Annotated in this window: 11 protein-coding genes and 2 pseudogenes; 8 read left to right on the top strand and 5 right to left on the bottom strand. The window is 66.2% G+C overall.

Features of this window, described 5'->3' with window-relative positions; all coding sequences use genetic code 11:
* The first annotated feature begins 443 nt into the window (after positions 1 to 443).
* The 4 genes from M0D43_RS12575 (at position 444) to hemF (ending at position 5657) form a co-directional block, all read left to right on the top strand.
* The gene (locus M0D43_RS12575; RefSeq protein WP_252165050.1) at positions 444 to 2804 is read left to right on the top strand and encodes a S9 family peptidase; all 2361 of its coding nucleotides are present in this window, start codon (positions 444 to 446) and stop codon (positions 2802 to 2804) included.
* A gap of 267 nt (positions 2805 to 3071) precedes the next feature.
* Positions 3072 to 3833, top strand: coding sequence for a hypothetical protein (locus M0D43_RS12570; protein WP_425510704.1), 762 nt, complete (start codon positions 3072 to 3074; stop codon positions 3831 to 3833).
* Positions 3830 to 4390, top strand: a complete 561-nt coding sequence (locus M0D43_RS12565) for a hypothetical protein (protein WP_252164881.1) — start codon at positions 3830 to 3832, stop codon at positions 4388 to 4390. Before M0D43_RS12570 ends, M0D43_RS12565 begins: the two co-directional genes overlap by 4 nt.
* Before the next feature lie 367 nt (positions 4391 to 4757).
* Positions 4758 to 5657: an oxygen-dependent coproporphyrinogen oxidase gene (hemF, locus tag M0D43_RS12560; protein ID WP_252164880.1), complete on the top strand. Its 900-nt coding sequence runs from the start codon at positions 4758 to 4760 to the stop codon at positions 5655 to 5657.
* Between the two features lie 358 nt (positions 5658 to 6015).
* Here the strand turns inward: hemF and M0D43_RS12555 are convergent.
* Together M0D43_RS12555 and polA are read right to left on the bottom strand one after the other, a co-directional pair.
* A pseudogene (locus M0D43_RS12555) lies at positions 6016 to 6330 on the bottom strand (response regulator); the annotation flags it as partial.
* A gap of 613 nt (positions 6331 to 6943) precedes the next feature.
* Positions 6944 to 9745, bottom strand: a complete 2802-nt coding sequence (gene polA, locus M0D43_RS12550) for a DNA polymerase I (protein ID WP_252164879.1) — start codon at positions 9743 to 9745, stop codon at positions 6944 to 6946.
* Positions 9746 to 9821: 76 nt separating this feature from the next.
* Here polA and M0D43_RS12545 point away from each other — a divergent pair, with 76 nt between their 5' ends.
* Positions 9822 to 10112, top strand: coding sequence for a DUF2782 domain-containing protein (locus M0D43_RS12545; RefSeq protein WP_101364912.1), 291 nt, complete (start codon positions 9822 to 9824; stop codon positions 10110 to 10112).
* A gap of 51 nt (positions 10113 to 10163) precedes the next feature.
* Here the strand turns inward: M0D43_RS12545 and M0D43_RS22180 are convergent.
* The 3 genes and pseudogenes from M0D43_RS22180 to ecfK all read right to left on the bottom strand — a co-directional run.
* A pseudogene (locus M0D43_RS22180) lies at positions 10164 to 10447 on the bottom strand (hypothetical protein); the annotation flags it as partial.
* A gap of 183 nt (positions 10448 to 10630) precedes the next feature.
* On the bottom strand, positions 10631 to 13159 hold the full coding sequence (locus M0D43_RS12540) for a serine/threonine-protein kinase (RefSeq protein ID WP_252164878.1): 2529 nt from the start codon (positions 13157 to 13159) through the stop codon (positions 10631 to 10633).
* The gene (gene ecfK / locus M0D43_RS12535) at positions 13138 to 13677 is read right to left on the bottom strand and encodes an ECF-type sigma factor EcfK (RefSeq protein WP_101364914.1); all 540 of its coding nucleotides are present in this window, start codon (positions 13675 to 13677) and stop codon (positions 13138 to 13140) included. The genes M0D43_RS12540 and ecfK overlap by 22 nt, the downstream gene beginning before the upstream one ends.
* A gap of 330 nt (positions 13678 to 14007) precedes the next feature.
* Between ecfK and M0D43_RS12530 the strand changes: the two genes are divergently transcribed.
* From M0D43_RS12530 to M0D43_RS12520, 3 genes are all read left to right on the top strand, one after another.
* On the top strand, positions 14008 to 14535 hold the full coding sequence (locus M0D43_RS12530) for an RNA polymerase sigma factor (RefSeq protein ID WP_101364927.1): 528 nt from the start codon (positions 14008 to 14010) through the stop codon (positions 14533 to 14535).
* On the top strand, positions 14532 to 15602 hold the full coding sequence (locus M0D43_RS12525; protein WP_252164877.1) for a FecR family protein: 1071 nt from the start codon (positions 14532 to 14534) through the stop codon (positions 15600 to 15602). Before M0D43_RS12530 ends, M0D43_RS12525 begins: the two co-directional genes overlap by 4 nt.
* Before the next feature lie 371 nt (positions 15603 to 15973).
* On the top strand, positions 15974 to 18862 hold the full coding sequence (locus tag M0D43_RS12520; RefSeq protein ID WP_252165049.1) for a TonB-dependent receptor: 2889 nt from the start codon (positions 15974 to 15976) through the stop codon (positions 18860 to 18862).
* Positions 18863 to 18866 lie beyond the last annotated feature (4 nt).

Here is an 18866-nt window from a genome sequence, read left to right as displayed (position 1 = left end):
GGCTTGTGCGGCACGGCACATCCTCTGCTCGCCGGTCGGGATCCTGCATCGGCGTGGCAGCGCCAGGCGCTGCGATGCGGCGATTCGCTTCGGGCGTGGACGGCTGTGGTGCGATACCTCTGTACAGGTACGTTTGCCATATTCCTGCGACATTTCCCCCGGATTGGTCTGCGCTTGTGCCAGCCCGGCACGCACGCATGGCGTCGCCAGCCCAGTAGAGTTGAGGAGTTCATTTTTTCGCTGTCGTCTCGCGCCGCTGTCGCCTGCAGCTGCGTGCCTGGCGCAGCGCTCGACCTGGTCGCGGCCGCTAATCACGAGAAATTGGTTGTTGGCTCGCGCTGCCTGCAGCCACGCACGTATGACCTGTGGCCCAGGCCCGCCACGGAGGCGAACTGCTAGGCTTGCGCGCTCTCCTTTGCGTCCAGCCGTGTCCGATGCCCAGATTGTTGCCGTTGACCCTTCTGCTGCTGGCCGTCACTGCGCATGCGCAGTCTGCCGCCCCACTCACCATCGAACAGGCGATGGCCGATCCGGACTGGATCGGGCCGTCGGTGGACCAGGCCTGGTGGCAATGGGACGGCAAACAGGTGCAATACCTGCTCAAGCGCGAGGGCAGCCCGGTACGCGACACCTACCGCCAGGGCACTGGCGGCGGCACTGCCGAACGTGTGGCCGACTCCGCGCGCGCCGGCCTGGATGCGGCAAACCCAAGCTACGACGCCACCCGTCAGCGCATGTTGTTCGCGCGTAATGGCGACATCTTCCTGCGCGATCTGCGCTCGGGCGCGCTGACTCAGCTGACCCGCAGCAACGAGATCGAATCGCGTCCGCAGTTCGCCAGCGACGGCGGTGCGATCTGGCGCGCGGGCAATAACTGGTACCACTGGCGCGCCGATGGCGGCACCGCGCAGGTGGCGGTGGTCAAGGCCGAGCGCGACCCCAACGCCGCCCCCAAGGCCGATGTGCTGCGCGAGCAGCAACTGGCCACGCTGGCCACCTTGCGCCGCGACAAGGAGCAGCGCGACGCGCTACGCACGCAGGAAGACGCCTGGCGCCGCGCCGATACCACGCGTGCGGCAGCGCCGGTGTATCTGGGCGATGAGGTGGAGATCGTCGACAGCGCGCTGTCGCCGGACGGCCGTCATCTGCTGGTGGTGACCCAGGCCAAGAACGCCGAAGAAGGCCAGGCCGGCAAGATGCCCAAATACGTGACCGAATCCGGTTACGAAGAATTCCAGGAAGTACGCACCCGTGTCGGCCGCAATGCACCGGTGGCGCATGCGCTGTGGCTAGTGGATGTCAGTGCCGGCACGGCCAGGTCGCTGTCCTTCGACTCCCTGCCGGGCATTGCCACCGACCCGCTGGCGGCCTTGCGCAAGGCCGCCAAGCGCGACGCACTCAAGGGCAACCGCGCGGTCCGTGTGGAAAGCGATGGCGACGGCAGCGGGCCTGCGGTGCACTGGAGCGACGATGGCCGCAACGTGGCGGTGGAAATTCGTGCGGTGGACAACAAGGACCGCTGGATCGCCAGCGTGGACCTGGACAAGGCCACGCTGCAGCCGCGTCACCGCCTGAGCGATAGCGCCTGGATCAACTGGGAGTTCAACGATTTCGGCTGGCTGCCCGACAACCGCACGCTGTGGCTGCTCTCGGAAGAATCCGGCTATTCGCAGCTGTACACCGTGGAAGGCAACGGCAAACCGCGCCAGCGCACGCGCGGCAAGTGGGAAGTGTCGATGCCGGTGCCCAGCGCCGATGGCAGCGGCATGTTCTTTCTGTGCAACCAGAAATGGCCCGGCGATTACGAGGTCTGCAAGCTCGACCTGCGCAACGACCAGCTCACCGAAGTGACTGCATTGAACGGTGTGGAAGGCTTCAGCCTGTCGCCGAACGGGCAGCAGTTGCTGGTGAGTTACTCGGGCAGTTACCTGCCACCGCAGCTGGCGGTGGTGCCGGCCACCGGTGGCCAGGCCACCGTGCTCACTGACACGCGCACGCCCGCATTCAAGGCGCAGCCGTGGATTGCGCCGCAGTACGTGCAGGTGCCGTCCAAACACGGCGCCGGCACGGTCTGGGGCAAGTATTACGGGCCGACCACTCCCGAGCCGGGCAAGCGGTATCCGATCGTGATGTTCGTGCACGGCGCCGGGTATTTGCAGAACGTCTCCGAGCGCTACACGCCGTATTTCCGCGAGCAGATGTTCCACAACCTGCTGGTGCAGCAGGGTTACATCGTGTTGGATCTGGACTACCGCGCCTCCGAAGGCTACGGCCGCGATTGGCGCACCGCGATCTATCGCAACATGGGCCACCCGGAGCTGGAAGATTATCTGGATGGGCTGGACTGGCTGGTCTCCACCAAGCAGGGCGATCGCGCACGCGTCGGCATCTATGGCGGTTCGTACGGCGGCTTCATGACGTATATGGCGCTGTTCCGCAGCCCCGGCACCTTCAAGGCCGGCGCAGCGCTGCGTCCGGTCGGCGACTGGATGCAATACAACCACGAGTACACCTCCAACATCCTCAACACGCCCGAGCTGGATCCGGAGGCCTACAAGACCTCTTCGCCGATCAACTACGCCGAGGGCTTGCGCGACCATCTGCTGATCGCCCACGGCATGATCGACGACAACGTGTTCTTCAAGGACTCGGTCGACATGACCCAGAAGTTGATGGAGCTGCACAAGGACAACTGGCAGGTAGCGCCGTACCCATTGGAACGCCACGGCTTTACACGTGCCGATTCGTGGCTGGACGAGTACAAGCGCATCCTCAAGCTGTTCAACGAGCAAGTGAAACCTTAAACCCAGCGAAAAGGGCCGTGTCGGTTCCCTGATAAATGTGGGCCACACGCACAGCGCTCAGGCGTTGTACGTGTCCGTTGCCGCGGCTGCGCAATCAGGAACAGAGCACGCAGCGACACGATACGCAAGCCAACGCACGCAGCTTGGTTGCTCTGCACTCACCTGTTGCTACGCAAGTGGCTCTAAGCTTGGGGCAGGACCGGTAACGCGCCATCGCTGCGCGTGCGCCGCTGCATCGGTCCGCCACATGACCGGTGCGCCGCCGGCATGGCGGCGCTTCCACTCACCACTGGCGCAGGGAAGGGACACGCGATGGGTCTGTGGGACCGGTTATTTGGACGCAAGAGCGCTGCAGCAAACACACCGCGCACAGAACCGACGGCAGCCCCTGTCGCTGCCACAGACGCGTCGGAGGCGGCGGCCGAGATCGACCCCGCGCTGCAAGCGGCGCTGACTGCATTTCAGCGTGGCGACCATGTGGGTGCCTACAACGCTGCGCAGGCGCAGCTCCACGTTGGTGCGGACGCGCAGCGCCTGTGCGCCCTGTCGTTGAGCGCACTGGACCGCTATCGCGAGGCCTACCCGCACTGGCTGGCGCTCTACGAGCTGGAGCCCACCGCACACAACGCACTGCAGCTGGCGACCACCTCGGTGATGTGCAACGAGATCGATCGTGGTGAGCAGTGGTTGCTGACTTTCGACGACCTCAACGCGCAGGAACGATCGACCTCGCCTGCCACCGCGCGCACCAGCTTCCTCACCGCACTCACCCGCGCCGGCCACGGTGCGCACGCGCTGCCGCACCTGGAATGGTTGCGCGAAGCGTATGCTGGCATGTCGATTACCGACAGCCACTTCCTGTACGTGCGCGGGCTGCCGTTTTTCGACGCCTTTCTTGAGCGCAGCACCCCCCTGTTGCGCGAATGCCTGCCAGCCGACGCAGTGCCTGAGTGGTACGCGCAACTGCAACCTGCGCTGGATCCTCCCGGCCAGGCGATGGTGGCTGCCCACATCGCAGCGCTGCAATGAGCGCCATGCAACCAACCTCGGCACGGCAGCGCGGCGGCCTGGTCACCCCCTTGGCGTGGGTCTCGTTGTTGCTGGGAGTGGTCAGTGTGCTGGCCAATCTGGTGCAGATCGCGATGATCGCGCTGACGCCGGATGCAGCAGCGTTAGGACTACCCGAAGGCATCGCCCTGCCCCACTCGTGGCAATGGCTGATCGACCACGCGATGTCGCTCTCTGTCGCCGGCGTGGTGCTCTCAGCGGCCTTCTCCTGGTTGAGTTGGGCGCTGCTACAGCGGCGCGAGTGGGCACGGGTGGGCTTCGTGGCTGTGTTGCTGGTGACCGGACTCCTTAATTTCGGCGGGCTGGCGTTGATCGGGCCATTGTTCGACGGCTTACAAACGCTGCTGCCCGCCGATGTACTGCAAAGCCCGGAGTGGCCACACATGCAGGCACGTTTGCAGGCCACCCAGCAGATGGCGCTGATCCTCACCGGCCTGGGTGCACTGGCCATCGGCTGCGTGCACGCAGCATTGGCATGGCGGCTCTGCACGCCTGCTGTCCGCGCGGAGTTTTCTTAGCTGTTAGTGTCTTGGGCATGACGCCGGTCGGTTGCACTGGCACACCGATCCTCTCGACTGGTCCTTGCCCGCTCGCCGGACACGCCGTGAACCCGTCCCAGCGGGCTCGATGGCGGCATCCATGCCGCAAGCGGCGAGAACACCGCACCAGACAATTGACGCGTGGTTTTGCTAAAGAACGAAAACACCACCTCGCGCGGTTGGGTGATTGCTAGTTGCCGCGCTTGAACTTTGCGCACCAACCAGTTTGACTGCTCCTTGGCCGCTAGGAATCCCTGCGCCTTCATCCATTTCCCGCATCGCACTGCGACAAACGGGCGCGCTGGCGCGGATGCACCACGTACAGCACACCGCTTAGAATTGGGCCATGAACGAATTCGACCGTGTACGCGATTATCTGACCGACCTGCAGGACCGGATCTGCGCTGCTGTGGAAGCTGCCGACGGGAAGGCGCGGTTCGCCGAGGATCTCTGGAAGCGCGAGGAGGGCGGCGGTGGCCGTACCCGCATCCTGCGCGACGGCGCGGTGTTCGAGCAGGCCGGTATCGGCTTTTCCGATGTGTCCGGCACGCGTTTGCCGCCGTCGGCCAGTGCGCACCGGCCCGAGCTTGCCGGGGCAACCTGGCGTGCATGCGGTGTCTCGCTGGTGTTTCATCCGCACAATCCGTCCATCCCGACCACGCACATGAACGTGCGCTACTTCCGTGCCGAGCGCGATGGCGAGGTGGTGGCCGCATGGTTCGGCGGCGGCTTCGACCTGACCCCGTTCTATCCCTTCGATGAAGACGTGCAGCACTGGCACCGCGTTGCGCAGGCGCTGTGCGAGCCGTTTGGCCAAGAGCGCTATGCCGCGCACAAGCGTTGGTGCGACGAGTACTTTTTCTTGCGCCACCGCAACGAGACGCGTGGCGTGGGCGGGCTGTTTTTCGACGACCTGGGCAAGGAGTTCGAACGCGACTTCGCCTATCAGCAAGCGGTGGGCAATGGCTTCCTGGATGCCTACATGCCAATCGTGCAGCGTCGCAAAGACACACCGTACGGCGAGCGCGAACGCGAGTTTCAGCTGTACCGTCGCGGGCGCTATGTGGAATTCAATCTGGTCTACGACCGTGGCACCTTGTTTGGATTGCAGAGCGGTGGCCGCGCCGAGAGCATCCTGATGAGTTTGCCGCCGCGTGTGCGCTGGGAGTATGGCTTTACGCCAGAGCCGGGCAGCGCCGAAGCGCGCCTGGCCGATTACCTGATCCCACGCGACTGGCTGGGTTGATTCCAACGCCGCTGTCAGGCGCGACGTCGCTGCGGACGTCGACGCAGGGCGGTGGCAATGGCGGACACCTTGCAGCGCGCGTCGTGGGCAACTGCGCTGCCTGCCGACGGCTTGATCAACCGTGCATCATCGATGCGCCAAATTGCTTGGCGCCTGCGCGGCGCCGTGGCGGATCGCTCGACGCCACGGTGCTGTGCTCCTTAGCAGAATGCACTCACCGACCAGTGCAAGCAGCCGCGCCGAGTACCCATCGACCTCGCGCAGGTCTGCCGTCACGGCACCGCCGCCGGTGCACGGGCTGGCAGCACGCCCCAACCGCTGCTGAAGCCAATCAGGCATCACGCATTTGGTTCGCTTGCGCGAACGGCTTGACCAGGTAGTCGTCTGCGCCCAGATCCAGCACGCGCACGCGTTCATGCAGGGCTTCGCGCGCACTGATCACCAGCACCGGCGTGGTGGCGCCGCGCTCGCGCAAACGTTGCAACACGCGCACGCCATCCATGTCGCCAAGCAGACCCAAGTCCAGCACCAGCAACTGGTAGTCGGTGCTGCGCAGCGCCACATCGGCCTGGCTGCCATCGTCGACGTGATCCACCACGTGGCCCTGCCGGCGCAGCGTCGCAACCACCGCGTCGGCGATCGACGGTTCGTCCTCGGCAATCAGCACCCGCATGTCGGGCGCCTCGCAGAGGCATATCGCAACGCAACGACGGCGAGGCGATCGACGAATGCGCGCTGCGGCACGAGCCATAACCTGAATGAGTAATATGGCCACCGTACCGCCATCGCAGCATGACGTCTGCATGGCCGCGCGCTGCAAATTGAGCGGGCATTTATCCTGCAACGCGGTATGCCGTTTGGCGCGCGCTGCAAGCGAGTGCGTTGCCTGCGTGGTGCCTCTCGCTGTTTCCGTGCATGCCGCGCGCCGGCGCATGCCGACTCACATGCAGCATTGCACGTCACGCTGCAGCGCTTGCGCACAACCGGGAAGACACAAATAAAAAGCCCCGCAGACCAGGGGGAGGTCGGCGGGGCCAGGGAACGGAAACTTGGGGAGGAGTTTCCGCTCCGAGATCTGCTCCAGGGGATGGGAGAGATCTGCCGACAGGCGTTGCGCCCGTCGAGAGATATAACACCATTTTCCACATTGATAGATCGTGAAGATAACTGTTAAAAAAATGTAGAATTTAGCGCTTATTCATTCCGTTAAATCGGCTGAATTCGGATTATGTCCGCACGGATTATTGCTGATCTACGTATTCAGCATAGCAGCGGCATTTGCTCCGTTAGTGTGCCTCATCCCAGTTATCGCCCACGCCCGAATCCACCACCAGCGGCACGCGTAATTCAGCCGCGGAGGCCATGCGCGTGGTGACTTCGCTCAGCAGTGTGTCGACGAAATCGACATCGGCTTCGAATACCAGTTCGTCGTGCACCTGCAAAATCATCTTCGCGCGTTGCGCGTGGTCGGCGATCCAGCCATCCACGCTGACCATGGCGCGCTTGATGATGTCGGCGGCAGTGCCCTGCATCGGCGCGTTGATCGCGGCGCGCTCGGCGCCGGCACGCTGGCCCTGGCTGCCGGCATTGATGAAGTCCAGATACAGCCGACGGCCGAACACGGTTTCCACGTAGCCCTTGTCGCGCGCCTGCTGGCGGGTGGTTTCCATGAAGTCGCGCACGCCGGGGTAGCGGCTGAAGTACAGCGCGATGTAGTCCTGCGCTTCGCCACGGCCGATGCCGAGCTGGCGGGCCAGACCGAACGCGCTCATGCCGTACATCAGGCCGAAGTTGATCGCCTTGGCGGCGCGGCGCTCGTCGCTGCTGACAGTGTCGATGGTGCGGCCGAACACTTCGGCGGCGGTGGCGCGGTGCACGTCGGCGCCGGATTCGAACGCGCCCACCAGGCCGGGGTCGCCGGACAGGTGGGCCATGATGCGCAGCTCGATCTGCGAGTAGTCGCAGGCGATCAGCTTGCGTCCGGGCGGTGCGACGAAAGCGCGGCGGATGCGGCGGCCGTCCTCGGTGCGGATCGGGATGTTCTGCAGGTTGGGATCGGACGATGACAAGCGCCCGGTGGCGGCGCCGGCCTGGTGGTAGCTGGTGTGCACGCGCCCGGACTGCGGGTGGATCATCTCCGGCAACTTGTCGGTATAGGTGCTGCGCAGCTTGGCCAGGCCGCGGTACTCCAGGATCACCCGCGGCAGCTCGTGCTGGTCGGCGATGGCTTCCAGCGCTTCTTCGTTGGTCGAGGGCTGGCCCTTGGGCGTCTTGACCACGGCGGGGAGCTTGAGCTCGTCGAACAGCAGCGCCTGCAGCTGCTTGGGCGAATCCAGGTTGAAGCTGCGCCCGGCCAGCTCGGTGGCCTTCTGCTGGGCGGCGAGCATGCGCTTGGACAGGTCTGCGCTCTGACGGCGCAGTTCGGCCGCGTCCACGCACACGCCGTTGGCTTCGATGCGGGCCAGCACTTCCACCAGCGGCATCTCGATCCCGCGGTAGACGCGCTCCAGGCCCGGCTCGGCGGCCAGCCTGGGGCCGAGCACCTGGTGCAGGCGCAGGGTGATGTCGGCGTCCTCGGCGGCGTAGCGGGTGGCGTCGTCCAGGCTGATCTGGGCGAACGGGATCTGCTTGGCGCCCTTGCCGCAGACGTCCTCGTATTTGACCGTGTCGTAGCCCAGGTAGCGCTTGGCCAGGCTGTCCATGTCGTGGCGGGCGCTGCCGGAATTGAGCACGAAGCTCTCCAGCAGGGTGTCGTCGCTGTAGCCGGCCAGGGCGATGCCGTGGCGGCGCATCACGTGCAGGTCGTACTTGCCGTGCTGGCCGAGCTTGCGCACCGCAGGGTCGGTGAGCAACGGCGCCAGCTGCGCAAGCGCCTGGGTACGGTCGAGCTGGGCCGGGGCGCCGGGAAAGTTATGGCCGAACGGCAGATACGCCGCCTTGCCAGGCTCGGCGGCCACGCTCAGGCCGATCAGGTCGGCCTGCAGCGGGTCCAGGCTGTCGGTTTCGGTATCGAAAGCGAACTGGCCGGCGGCGCGCAGCCGCGCGATCCAGCTGTCGAGCTGTTCCTGGGTCAGGATGGTGGCGTACTGGCCGGGCGCCGACAGCGCGGGGTCCACTTCCACCGGGGCGCTGACCGGGCCGGACACGAAGCCGGTGCCGCGCGCGCGGCCGGGTTCGGTGCGGGCGCTGGCAGCGGCGGCTCCCAACGGCATCGGCTCTGTCAGCAGGCCGGCCTGGGCGGCTGCACCGCCGAGTTCGCGCAGCGCCTGCGTGAACCCGTAGCGCGCGTACAGCACCGCCAGCGTTTCCGTGTTCGGCTCACGCAGGTCCAGCGCGCGCGGGCCGCTGGCCAGCGCTACGTCGGTCTTGATGGTGACCAGTTCGCGGTTGAGCGGCAGCCGTGGCAATGCGGCACGCAGGTTGTCGCCGATCTTGCCCTTGATCTTGTCGGCGTTGGCGATGACGCCGTCGAGCGAATCGTATTCGGCCAGCCATTTGGCGGCGGTCTTGGGGCCGCACTTCTCCACGCCGGGCACGTTGTCCACGGTGTCGCCCATCAGCGCCAGCAGGTCGACGATCTGATCGGGGCGCACGCCGAACTTGGCGATCACCGCCGCGTCCGAATCCATGCGGCTGCCGCTCATGGTGTTGACCAGCTCGATGCCCGGGCGCACCAGCTGGGCGAAGTCCTTGTCGCCGGTGGAGATGGTCACGCTCAACCCGTCAGCAGCGGCCTGCAGGGCCAGTGTGCCGATCACATCGTCCGCTTCCACGCCGTCGATGCGCAGGATGTCGATGCCCAGCGCATGCACGATGTCGCACATCGGCTGCACCTGCGCGCGCAGGTCGTCGGGCATCGACGGACGATTGGCCTTGTAGTCGGCATACAGATCGTCACGAAAAGTCTTGCCGGGCGCATCCACCACGAACGCGACGTACGCGGGGCGTTCCTTCAAAGTGGCGCGCAGCATGTTGACCACGCCGAACAAGGCGCCAGTGGGCTCGCCCTGGGCATTGGTCAGCGGCGGAAGCGCGTGGAACGCGCGGTACAGGTAACTGGACCCGTCGATCAGGACTAATCTGCTCATGACCCAATTCTACGCTGCACACTCACGGCACACCGCGCCAGCGCATACTGACCGACGATCAACATGGACAACGACAATGAAGAGAGCACATCTTTTGCTGCTGCCGTTTCTGCTGCTGGGCGGCTGCGCCACCAATGGCAGCGACCGCGCCGGTGGCGAGATCCCGGCTGGCGCCGATGTCACCAGCAAAACCATGGCTAACGGCGACAAGGTCGACGAATACCGCGTCAACGGCCAGCTGGAAATGGTGCGGGTCACGCCAACGCGCGGCGCGCCCTACTTTCTATACGACCGCGACCACGACGGGCATACCGATGCGGAGAAGGACAAGGTCAACAAGGTGTATTGGAAGCTGTATAGCTGGTGATTCGGGAGTGGGATTCGTAGAGCAGAAGCAGGCTTCGACGCTCGGTGGCGTTGTGTTTTTATCTCCGCTGCGTTGCCGTTAGCCGCAACGGCCCGCCACCAGTTGGCGGCGCCACTGAGCTGACCGCTCGATTGCAGGTCGCCGCCGCTGCGCAGACGCAGCGAGGGGCCGCCATCGACACGGCCGCTGACCAGCAGGGTGCGGTGGCTGACCAGGTCCAGGCCCTGCGCGCTGAAGTCGCCGGGCACGTCGATGGCGTTGTCGCTGCCGGTGAGCGTGACCGCCCCGGCAGCGCTGCCGCTGAGCTGACCGGCGCGCAGACTGTCGGCGCGTTGGGCAGTCTGCGCGTGATCTGGCGCCCCCCTGGCGCCGCCTGGCGGACTCGGCAGGATGGTGCGCAGGGTCACTCCCTGCGCCTGGCGGCGGTCAGGCGCGCGGCAGGTTGCGTCGGCACACGTTGGCAGTGGCAATGCGCCGCACGATCCAGCGAGGCCGCACGAGCAACCCGACAATGCGGCTCAGCGCCGCGCCACCGAGGTGGTGGTCTCTGCCTCGGCGGTATCGGCCGGCGGCGTTGCAGGCATCACCATGGCCAGAGTCTGGCGTGCGGCGCGCAGCGGCTCGTCCGCATTGCCAAAAATGCCGGTGAGAATCTGCAATGCCTGCTGGGCGTGATCGCGGGCCGCCACGGTCTGGCCCAGCCTGCGCTCGGCTTCGGACATGCCGCGCAAGATCTCGGCAGTTTGTGGATGCGCACGCCCCAGCACACGCTCCGATGCGGTCAGCGCATCGCGCTGTTCGGCCAACGATGCCTCTACCTGGCCGTCGTCCAGCAACCAGAACGCGTGATTGCTGCGATAGGTGATGGTGGCTGGTGCATCGTTACCGAAAGCGGCGCGCGCGCGCTCCATCGCTCTACGGTAATACGGCCCGGCGTCAGCCACCTTGCCCTGTTGCCGCAAGGCGCCGGCCAGGTTGCCTTCGATCATCAAGGTGTCGGCGGCGTTCTCGCCATACAACGCGCGGGTCACCCGCAGCAGCGGGACGAGTTCGGCTTCGGCACCGGCAAAGTCGCGCTGCATCAGCAGGAATACCGCAAGGCTATTGCGCATCGACATCACCAACGGATGCTCCGGCCCGCGCATGGCCATGCGCTCGCGCAGCAGACTACGCTGCAAGGCGATCGCCGGGACCAGCTGGCCGTTATCGGCCAGCATGGCGGCGTAACTGTTGCCGGCGTCGATGCGCTGGTCCGCGCTGCTGGCTGCATTGGCCAGCGCAGCGACATAGGCATGCCGGCTTTCTGCCAGCGCATCGCGCATGCGGCCCTGCTCGCGCAGCGCCCACGCCAAGCGCGCACGCAACTCGTTGCCGATGGCCTGGCGTTGCGCATCGCCGCGTGCTGCCTGCGCCATGGCCTGACGCAACACGCGCTCGGCATCGCCGGGCTTGCCGGCACCGGTGAGCGCCTGGCCCAGCATGGAAGCCGCCTTCAACGCCGGCAGGCTGCCTGCGCCGGCGGTCTGTTGCGCCAGGGTCTGTGCAATGCGCAGATGCGCCACCGCCTGCGGATAATCGGCCAGCGCGATGAGCGTGCGGCCCAGCGTCAGTTCCACCTGCGTGCGCGCATCGGGCTGGTCGGCCAGCTCGCGCGCCGCACGCTGCGAGGCCTGCTGCATCACGCGCAGCATCAGGGTCTTGTCCAGGTCCCGCGCAACGCCGGGGTCCACGCTGGATAACACCGAACTCATGAAATCGCCGGTGACTTGCGCGCGTTGCGCATCGCGCGCAGCCTGCTGCAGGGACCACAGCGTGGCGCCCACGCCGGTGACCACGGCAATCGCTGCGAGGCCACCGGCGGCGGCGACGCTGCGGTGACGCTGGGTGAATTTACGCAGCCGCAGCCAGCGGCTCGCCTGCAAGGCGCGCGGTGGGTAACCATCCAGCCAGCGATGCAGATCGTCCAGTAACGCGGACACCGATGCGTAGCGCGCGCCCGGCTGCGGTTGCAACGCCCGCAGCACGATCGCATCCAGTCCGTCGCGCAGTTGGTCGTGTAATTTTTGATGGGTGGTCGCGCGTGCCGCACAGATCCGCGCACGTGCGTCGGCGGGTATCGCAGCGACACGCTGCGACGGCGGCTGCGGCAAACCATCGCTTCCTGCCACCGGCGCCAGCCCGCAACTCAACTCGTAGAACATCGCCCCGAGTGCGTAGATATCGCTACGCGCGTCCACATCCTGTGCGCCGCGTGCCTGCTCCGGGCTCATATAGCCCGGCGTGCCGCGATCGTGCGCGGAGGTCATGCCGGGGTTGGTTGCATCGATGGCGATACCGAAGTCGATCACCCCCGGCACCGGCCGCCCATCGATCTCGCTGACCAGCACGTTGCTGGGTTTGAGATCGCGATGGATCACGCCTTTCTGATGCGCGTGCTGCACCGCCTCGCCTACCCGCAGCATCAGCAACACGCGCGCATGCAGCGACAGGCGGTGTTCGTCGCACCACCAGGTGATCGGATCGCCGCGCAGGTACTCCATCACCAGATACGGCTGGCCGTGCGCGTCGGTGCCCACGTCGTGAATCTGTGCGATCGCCGGGTGCACCATCTGCGCCAGCAGCCGGCATTCAAATTCGAACAAGGCACGGCCCTGCGCATCCAGCGCATCGGCAGCCACCAGTTTGATCGCCACCTCGCGTTCGTACGCGCCATCGGCGCGGTGGCCCAGATAGACCTGGCCCATGCCGCCGGCGCCGATCAGGCGGTCGATCGCCCAGGCACCGAAGCGCGTGCCGGCCGGCAGTTCCGGCAACGGTCCACGCAATGCGGCGGCGGCCTGTTTCAAGGGTGCACGCACGCGCAAGGTGGCCTGCGCTTCCACCGCCAGCATCGCCAGTAACTGGTCGCGCAGCACCGCATCGTCGCCGGCCTGCGCACGCGCAAACGCCTCACGCTCGGCGGCAGGCAACTGGCAGGCCTGGTGGAACACGGCCTCCAAGCGCTGCCAGGAGGTGGCCGCAGGGCTCACAGCTGCGCTGCCAGCCATACCCTGGCAAAGCGCAGATCGCGCTCCAGCGTGGGCACCGACACCTCCAGCTGCTCGGCCGCTTCGGCCACGCTGAAACCCACCAGTTCGGTCAACGCGAATGCTTTGGCCTTGCGCTCATCGACCTGGGCCAGCTTGTCGAAGGCATCGGCCACCAGCATCAATGCCTCCGGCCGCGCGGCGCCATCGGACAGGCTGATGGTCAGTGTCACCGCCTGTCCCAAGCGCTTGGCGCTGGCCTGCTGCCGGGCCAGATCCACCAGCAAGTGGCGCATCTGCAGCGCCGCCACCGAATAGAAATGCGCCCGCGAACGAAAAGCCTGCTGGCCCTGCTCCAGCCGCATCCACGCCTCATGCACCAGCTCGGTGGCTTGCAACCCGGCACGCGCATCGCGCCGCAGTTCGCGCAGTGCGGTGCCCCGCAGCACCTCATAGACCTGGCGCGCCAATGCGTCGCCCGCGCCTGGTTCGTCGCGCTGCCAGGCCTGCAACAACTCGGTGATCGGCAGCTCGGACATCGAAGCCCATCTCGCCTGCGTGGAAGCGCAGTATCCCGCATTGGCGCCAGCGCGGAACACGCCTTCGGTAACCATTTAGATCCCCGCCCACCGCGGCAGCCGGCAGCGCAGAGGAGGCCGGGGCGATGCGGGGTTGTCGCTGTCTGCCCGGCCTGTGGCCAGGCCAAGCGTGGTCTTGGGATGCTGCCGCAATGTCACTCGCCCGCGGCGATTGCGCAGGATGTGGGCACCGGTCTGCGGTGCCGCGGCCCGGTCATCGGCACCGCTTGCGTCACCCCGACGTCATATGACGCCGCTAGCCTGCGCCCCTGCAATCGGCGGGAGGTTCGGGTGTCTGCACATCCAAAGCGCGCCTGGGCGCGCTTGTTCGCCGAGCATGGTCCAGTCTTGCGCGGCTTCTTCGTGCGCCGCGGCGCCAACGAGGACGCCGAAGATCTGGTCCAGGAAACCTATCTGCGCCTGCTGCGTGCGCATCAGCAGCCGGGCCAGGCCATCGCCAACCCGGAAGCCTATCTCTATACGGTGGCGGTCAACCTGGCGCGCGAGCAGGCCGCGCGGCGCAAGCAGGCACCGTTGCGCATCGAAGACATGGAGCAGTTCGCGCAACGGCTGGTGGCTGGCGACGATGTCGAAGACAGCGCACAGCGACAACAGCGCCAGCAACGTCTGCAGACCGTGCTGGCCGGGCTGCCCGAGCGCGTCCGCGCGGTGTTGGTGATGCAGTATCGCGACGGCTTGAGCTACAAGCAGATCGCCGAGCGCTTGGGCGTGTCATCGCACATGGTCAAGAAATACGTGGTGCGTGGCCTGTCGGCGTGTCGACAAGCATTGGCCGAGAGTGGGGAACAGTGGTGGTGAGCGCATCGTCGTGGGCCACACGCCGCCTGACCGAGGAAGCGGCGCACTGGCATGCGCTCCAGCGCATGCAGGTGCTGGACGCCGAGCAACAGGCGCGCTTCATGGACTGGCTAACCGCCTCGCCGGCGCATGTGCGCGAATACCTGGCAGTGGCGCGGGTCGCCGGCGCGCTCGGCGAGGCGTTGGATGCCATGGCGCTGGATGTCGACGCATTGCTGCTGGCCGATCGCCAGCGCGCGTCTGAGCTGGCACGCAATGTGGTGGCACTGCCGTTGCCGCCACGTCCTGCCGTCGCTGCAGCAGGCAATGCCCAGCCGCGGTCGGTGCCGCGCCGGCCGCACTGGCATGTCGGCTTGGCCGCGATGCTCGGTCTGCTGGCGGTCGTTGGTGGCTGGGCCTGGCCGCGCAACGCCACCTATGCCACCGCGCATGGCGAACAACGCCGCGTCCAGCTGAGCGACCACAGCGTGGTGTTCCTCAATGCACACACGCGCATCCAGGCCACCATGACGCACTGGTCGCGCCGCCTGCAATTGCTGCAGGGCCAGGCGAGCTTCGAGGTGGCACCGGACCGGCGCCCGCTGCAGGTGCATGCGCTCGGCCTGCGCGTGGAAGACATCGGCACCGCTTTCGACATCACCCTGCACGGACCGCAGGCACGCATCGACGTGTCTGCCGGGCGCGTGCATGTCTGGCGCGCCGACCGCCCAGCGCAGCCGATGCTGGCCAATCTGGGAGCGGGACAGAGCGCGCGCATCGATGGCGCCGGCCAGGTCGAACTGAGCAACGAAGACGTCGCCAGCATGCATGCATGGCAGCAGCAGCGCATCGTGTTTCGCGACGAGCCGTTGCGCAATGTGGCCGAAGACTTCAACCGCCTCAATCGCATCCAGCTGCACATCGACGATGCCCATGCCGGCGCGTTGCGGCTAACCGGCAATCTGCGCAGCGACGATCTCGCCGGTCTGCGGGCGTTTCTCGCGCGGCAGCCCGGCCTGCGGCTCGAACAACACGCCGATGCGCTGCACATCGTCAGCCACGCACCCTCGGTGACCACCACCCAATAGCGCACACCGTCAGCGGAGCCGCCTGGCTTGCGCCAACGTGCGCGCACAACTGACAGCTGCAGGCTCGCGCGGCGTGGGCTTGCCGCATGCCAACACCTCGCTGTGTCGCACCCACGCGACCTCGCATCGTGTGTTCTCGCTTGCGCCACGCAGCGCGCAGCAACAACCCATGCAATCGGCGGCTGGCAGTGATGCCTCGGTTTTCGCCGCGCACCACCTGGCCTGCGCGCAATCCACCGCCGCTGCACGTGTCACAGAAAATTCATCAAAAAACGGTGCCCGACCCGGCTTGTCGCGCCTCGTAGATGGGGTAGTCGCCGCATCGACCTGCGGGTTTGGTGCGGCGCCCCTTCTCCTTCTCGCTGGATGTGATGATGCGCCGCTGCCTGTTTCTGTCCGTTGCCCTCGCCCTGCATGCCGGCGCTGCCGGCGCCCAAACGCCGACCGTCGCGGTCAATGCCATTGCTGCACAACCGCTGGCACGCGCGCTCAATACGCTCTCGCGCCAGACCGGTCTGCAATTCGTCTACGCGGCCAGCGTCGGCGCCGAGCGCCGGAGTCGCGGCACCACCGCTGGCGCGGAACCGGAGCAGGCATTGCAACAACTGCTCGATGGCACCGGCCTGCGCTACCGCTATCTCACGCCCACCACGGTGACCATCGAACCGGACACGGCGACCAGCGAAGCGCCGGCTGCAGCGGTGCCGGCTGCGCCAAGCAACACACCGGTCGCCCCCGGTGCACCGGTGCGCGAACTGGATAGCATCCAGGTGCTGGGCAGCTATGCCGGCAGCCTCAGCGCCGCGCTGCGCGAGAAGCGCTATGCCGATAGCGTGGTGGACGTCATCGCTGCCGAAGATATCGGCAAGTTGCCGGCGCAGAACGTGGCCGAAGCCTTGCAGCGCGTGCCCGGCGTGTCGATCGTGCGCGACCGCGGCGAAGGCGTGTACGTGCGCGTGCGCGGCTTGGGTCCGAATTTCCAGGTGACTACGCTCAACGGCCAGACCATGGCGGTCAATGAGAACGTACGTACTTCCGGCCAGACCGGCCGCCAGTTTCGCTACGACACCTTGCCGGCGGAGTTGGTCTCCGGCCTGGACGTGATCAAGAGCCCCACCGCCGATCTGGACGAAGGCGCCATCGGCGGCATCGTCAACGTGCGCACGTTCCGCCCGCTGGAATTGGGCAAGACCTTGCTCAACACCTCGCTGGAATCCAGCCAGGCGCAACGCACGCATGCCAATGATCCGCGCGTGTCCGGCCTGTTCAACTGGGTCAATGCCGATGGCACCTTCGGCATGCTGGTGTCCGGCGCGTATGCACAGCGCAGCCTGCGCCAGGACCGCGTCAACGAAGTGAGCTGGGACTATTACCCCAACGGCGTGCCCGGTGCGCCGGGTGCGTCCTACCTGCCCACCGGCCTGCGCCCGACGCTGGAACTGGAGCAGCGCCAGCGCACCGGCGTCGCCGCCTCGTTGCAATGGCGCCCCAATGCCGCCTGGGAAACCAATCTGGACCTGCTGTATGCCAAGCAGACGGTGCACTACGACGAATACAGCCTGGGCGTGGGCTTCGACGGCGTGGCAAAGATGAGCAACCTGCAGGTGGACCATGGCGGCGTGACCGGTTTCGGCTATCGCAATGGTCAGGTGCAGGTCTCGCGCGAAACCTCCGGCATCACCGACGACAACCGCAGCGCGCGCCTGTCCAGCACCTGGAATGGCGATGTGTGGACGCTCGGCGCAGTGGCCTTCCACTCGCAGGCGCACAGCTACGACTCCGACCCGATTCGCCGCACGCGTCTGCGCAGCGGCACCAATCTGTCGATGCGGGTGCAGATGCCGCAGGCCGACGACGACAACGTGCCGAACTGGAGCTTTACCAATGGCTTCGATCCGACCAATCCGGCCAGCGTCAGCGGACGCCGGCTGGAATGGCGCGAGATCGATGCGCGCGACAAGGAAGACGCACTGCAGCTGGACGCCAAACGCACGCTCGGCGATGGCTGGCTGCGCGATATCAAATTCGGCGCCAAGTACCGCGAGCGCTCGCGCACCTACGACCGTGCCGACCTGCTGCTCAACCGCATCGCCGGTGTGCGTTTTCCGGGCAGCTATTTCACCGCGCTGCCGGTGAGCGACATGCTGGTCGACGGCAAGGGCACACTGCCGCGGCAGTGGCTGGCGCCGATCGAAGCGCCGTTCTGGGGCGACTGGCCGACCGCCGCCGACCTCAGCGGCACACCCAATAGCGCCGACCTGCAGAACTCCTACGAGGTGAGCGAGAAGATCGGCTCGGCGTATGCGATGACCGACTTCGGCGGCGCGCTGGCCGGACGCGACCTGCGCGGCAACCTGGGCGTGCGCTTGGTGCGCACCGAGCAGACCACCGACGGCCATGCCGATCTCAACGGCGCCGCCCAGCCGGTGCATTTCCAGCGCAGCTATACCAACGCGTTGCCGTCGTTCAACGCCGCCTGGGACGTGCGCGATGACATGGTGTTGCGGACCTCCGCAGCCAAGGTGATCACCCGCCCGGATCTCACCGACCTGTCGTCCAAGCTCACCTTCAACTCCAGCGGCGAAGTGCTGACCGCCAGCGGCGGCAATCCGGCACTGCGTCCGTTCGAAGCCTGGCAATACGACCTGACCTTTGAGTGGTACATCGATGGCACTTCGGCGCTGACCGGCGGTGTGTTCTACAAGGATATTTCCAGTTTCATCCAGACCCAGTTGTCCTACCTGGATTACCAGGGTCAGACCTATCTGCTCTCGTCCAAGACCAACGGCAGCCAGGCCAGTGTCAAGGGCGTGGAACTGGCCTACCAGCAAGTGTTCACCGGCCTGCCGGCGCCGCTGGACGGCTTGGGCATGCAGCTCAACTACACCTTCACCGATAGCCAGGCGACCTACCGCGACGGCACGCGCCGCTTCACCGACAGTCTGGAAGGCGTGGCCAAGAACACCTACAACGCCGTGGTGTTTTACGAAAAGGGCCCGCTGATGGCGCGCGCCAGTTACAGCTGGAGCGACAACATCGTCAACGCGGTCGGCACCGCCAACGTCGCCACGCTCAATAGCGCTGCCTTCGGCAGCCTGGACGCGAACGTCGCCTGGAAGGTCAACGACACGCTGTCGGTATTCGTCAACGCCATCAACCTCACCGGCCAGGTACAGCGGCAATACGTGGGCGACCACTTGTTCGGTGGCTACACCGACTACGGCCGTACCTGGTCGGTAGGTCTGCGCGCACGTTTCTAAGCGC

It is taken from the genome of Xanthomonas prunicola (assembly GCF_025266575.1).
Taxonomy (GTDB): domain Bacteria; phylum Pseudomonadota; class Gammaproteobacteria; order Xanthomonadales; family Xanthomonadaceae; genus Xanthomonas; species Xanthomonas prunicola.
Note: the sequence above shows the minus strand (reverse complement) of the source record. Positions and strands in the feature narration are given on the sequence as shown.

Excerpts from the sequence above, each read along its gene's own strand:
- ecfK (WP_101364914.1), bottom strand. The coding sequence starts at position 13,677 with ATGTCCGAGCTGCCGATCACCGAGTTGTTGCAGGCCTGGCAGCGCGAC.
- hemF (WP_252164880.1), top strand. The coding sequence starts at position 4,758 with ATGAACGAATTCGACCGTGTACGCGATTATCTGACCGACCTGCAGGAC.
- M0D43_RS12565 (WP_252164881.1), top strand. The coding sequence starts at position 3,830 with ATGAGCGCCATGCAACCAACCTCGGCACGGCAGCGCGGCGGCCTGGTC.
- M0D43_RS12540 (WP_252164878.1), bottom strand. The coding sequence starts at position 13,159 with ATGGCTGGCAGCGCAGCTGTGAGCCCTGCGGCCACCTCCTGGCAGCGC.
- polA (WP_252164879.1), bottom strand. The coding sequence starts at position 9,745 with ATGAGCAGATTAGTCCTGATCGACGGGTCCAGTTACCTGTACCGCGCG.
- M0D43_RS12545 (WP_101364912.1), top strand. The coding sequence starts at position 9,822 with ATGAAGAGAGCACATCTTTTGCTGCTGCCGTTTCTGCTGCTGGGCGGC.
- M0D43_RS12520 (WP_252165049.1), top strand. The coding sequence starts at position 15,974 with ATGATGCGCCGCTGCCTGTTTCTGTCCGTTGCCCTCGCCCTGCATGCC.
- M0D43_RS12570 (WP_425510704.1), top strand. The coding sequence starts at position 3,072 with ATGGCGGCGCTTCCACTCACCACTGGCGCAGGGAAGGGACACGCGATG.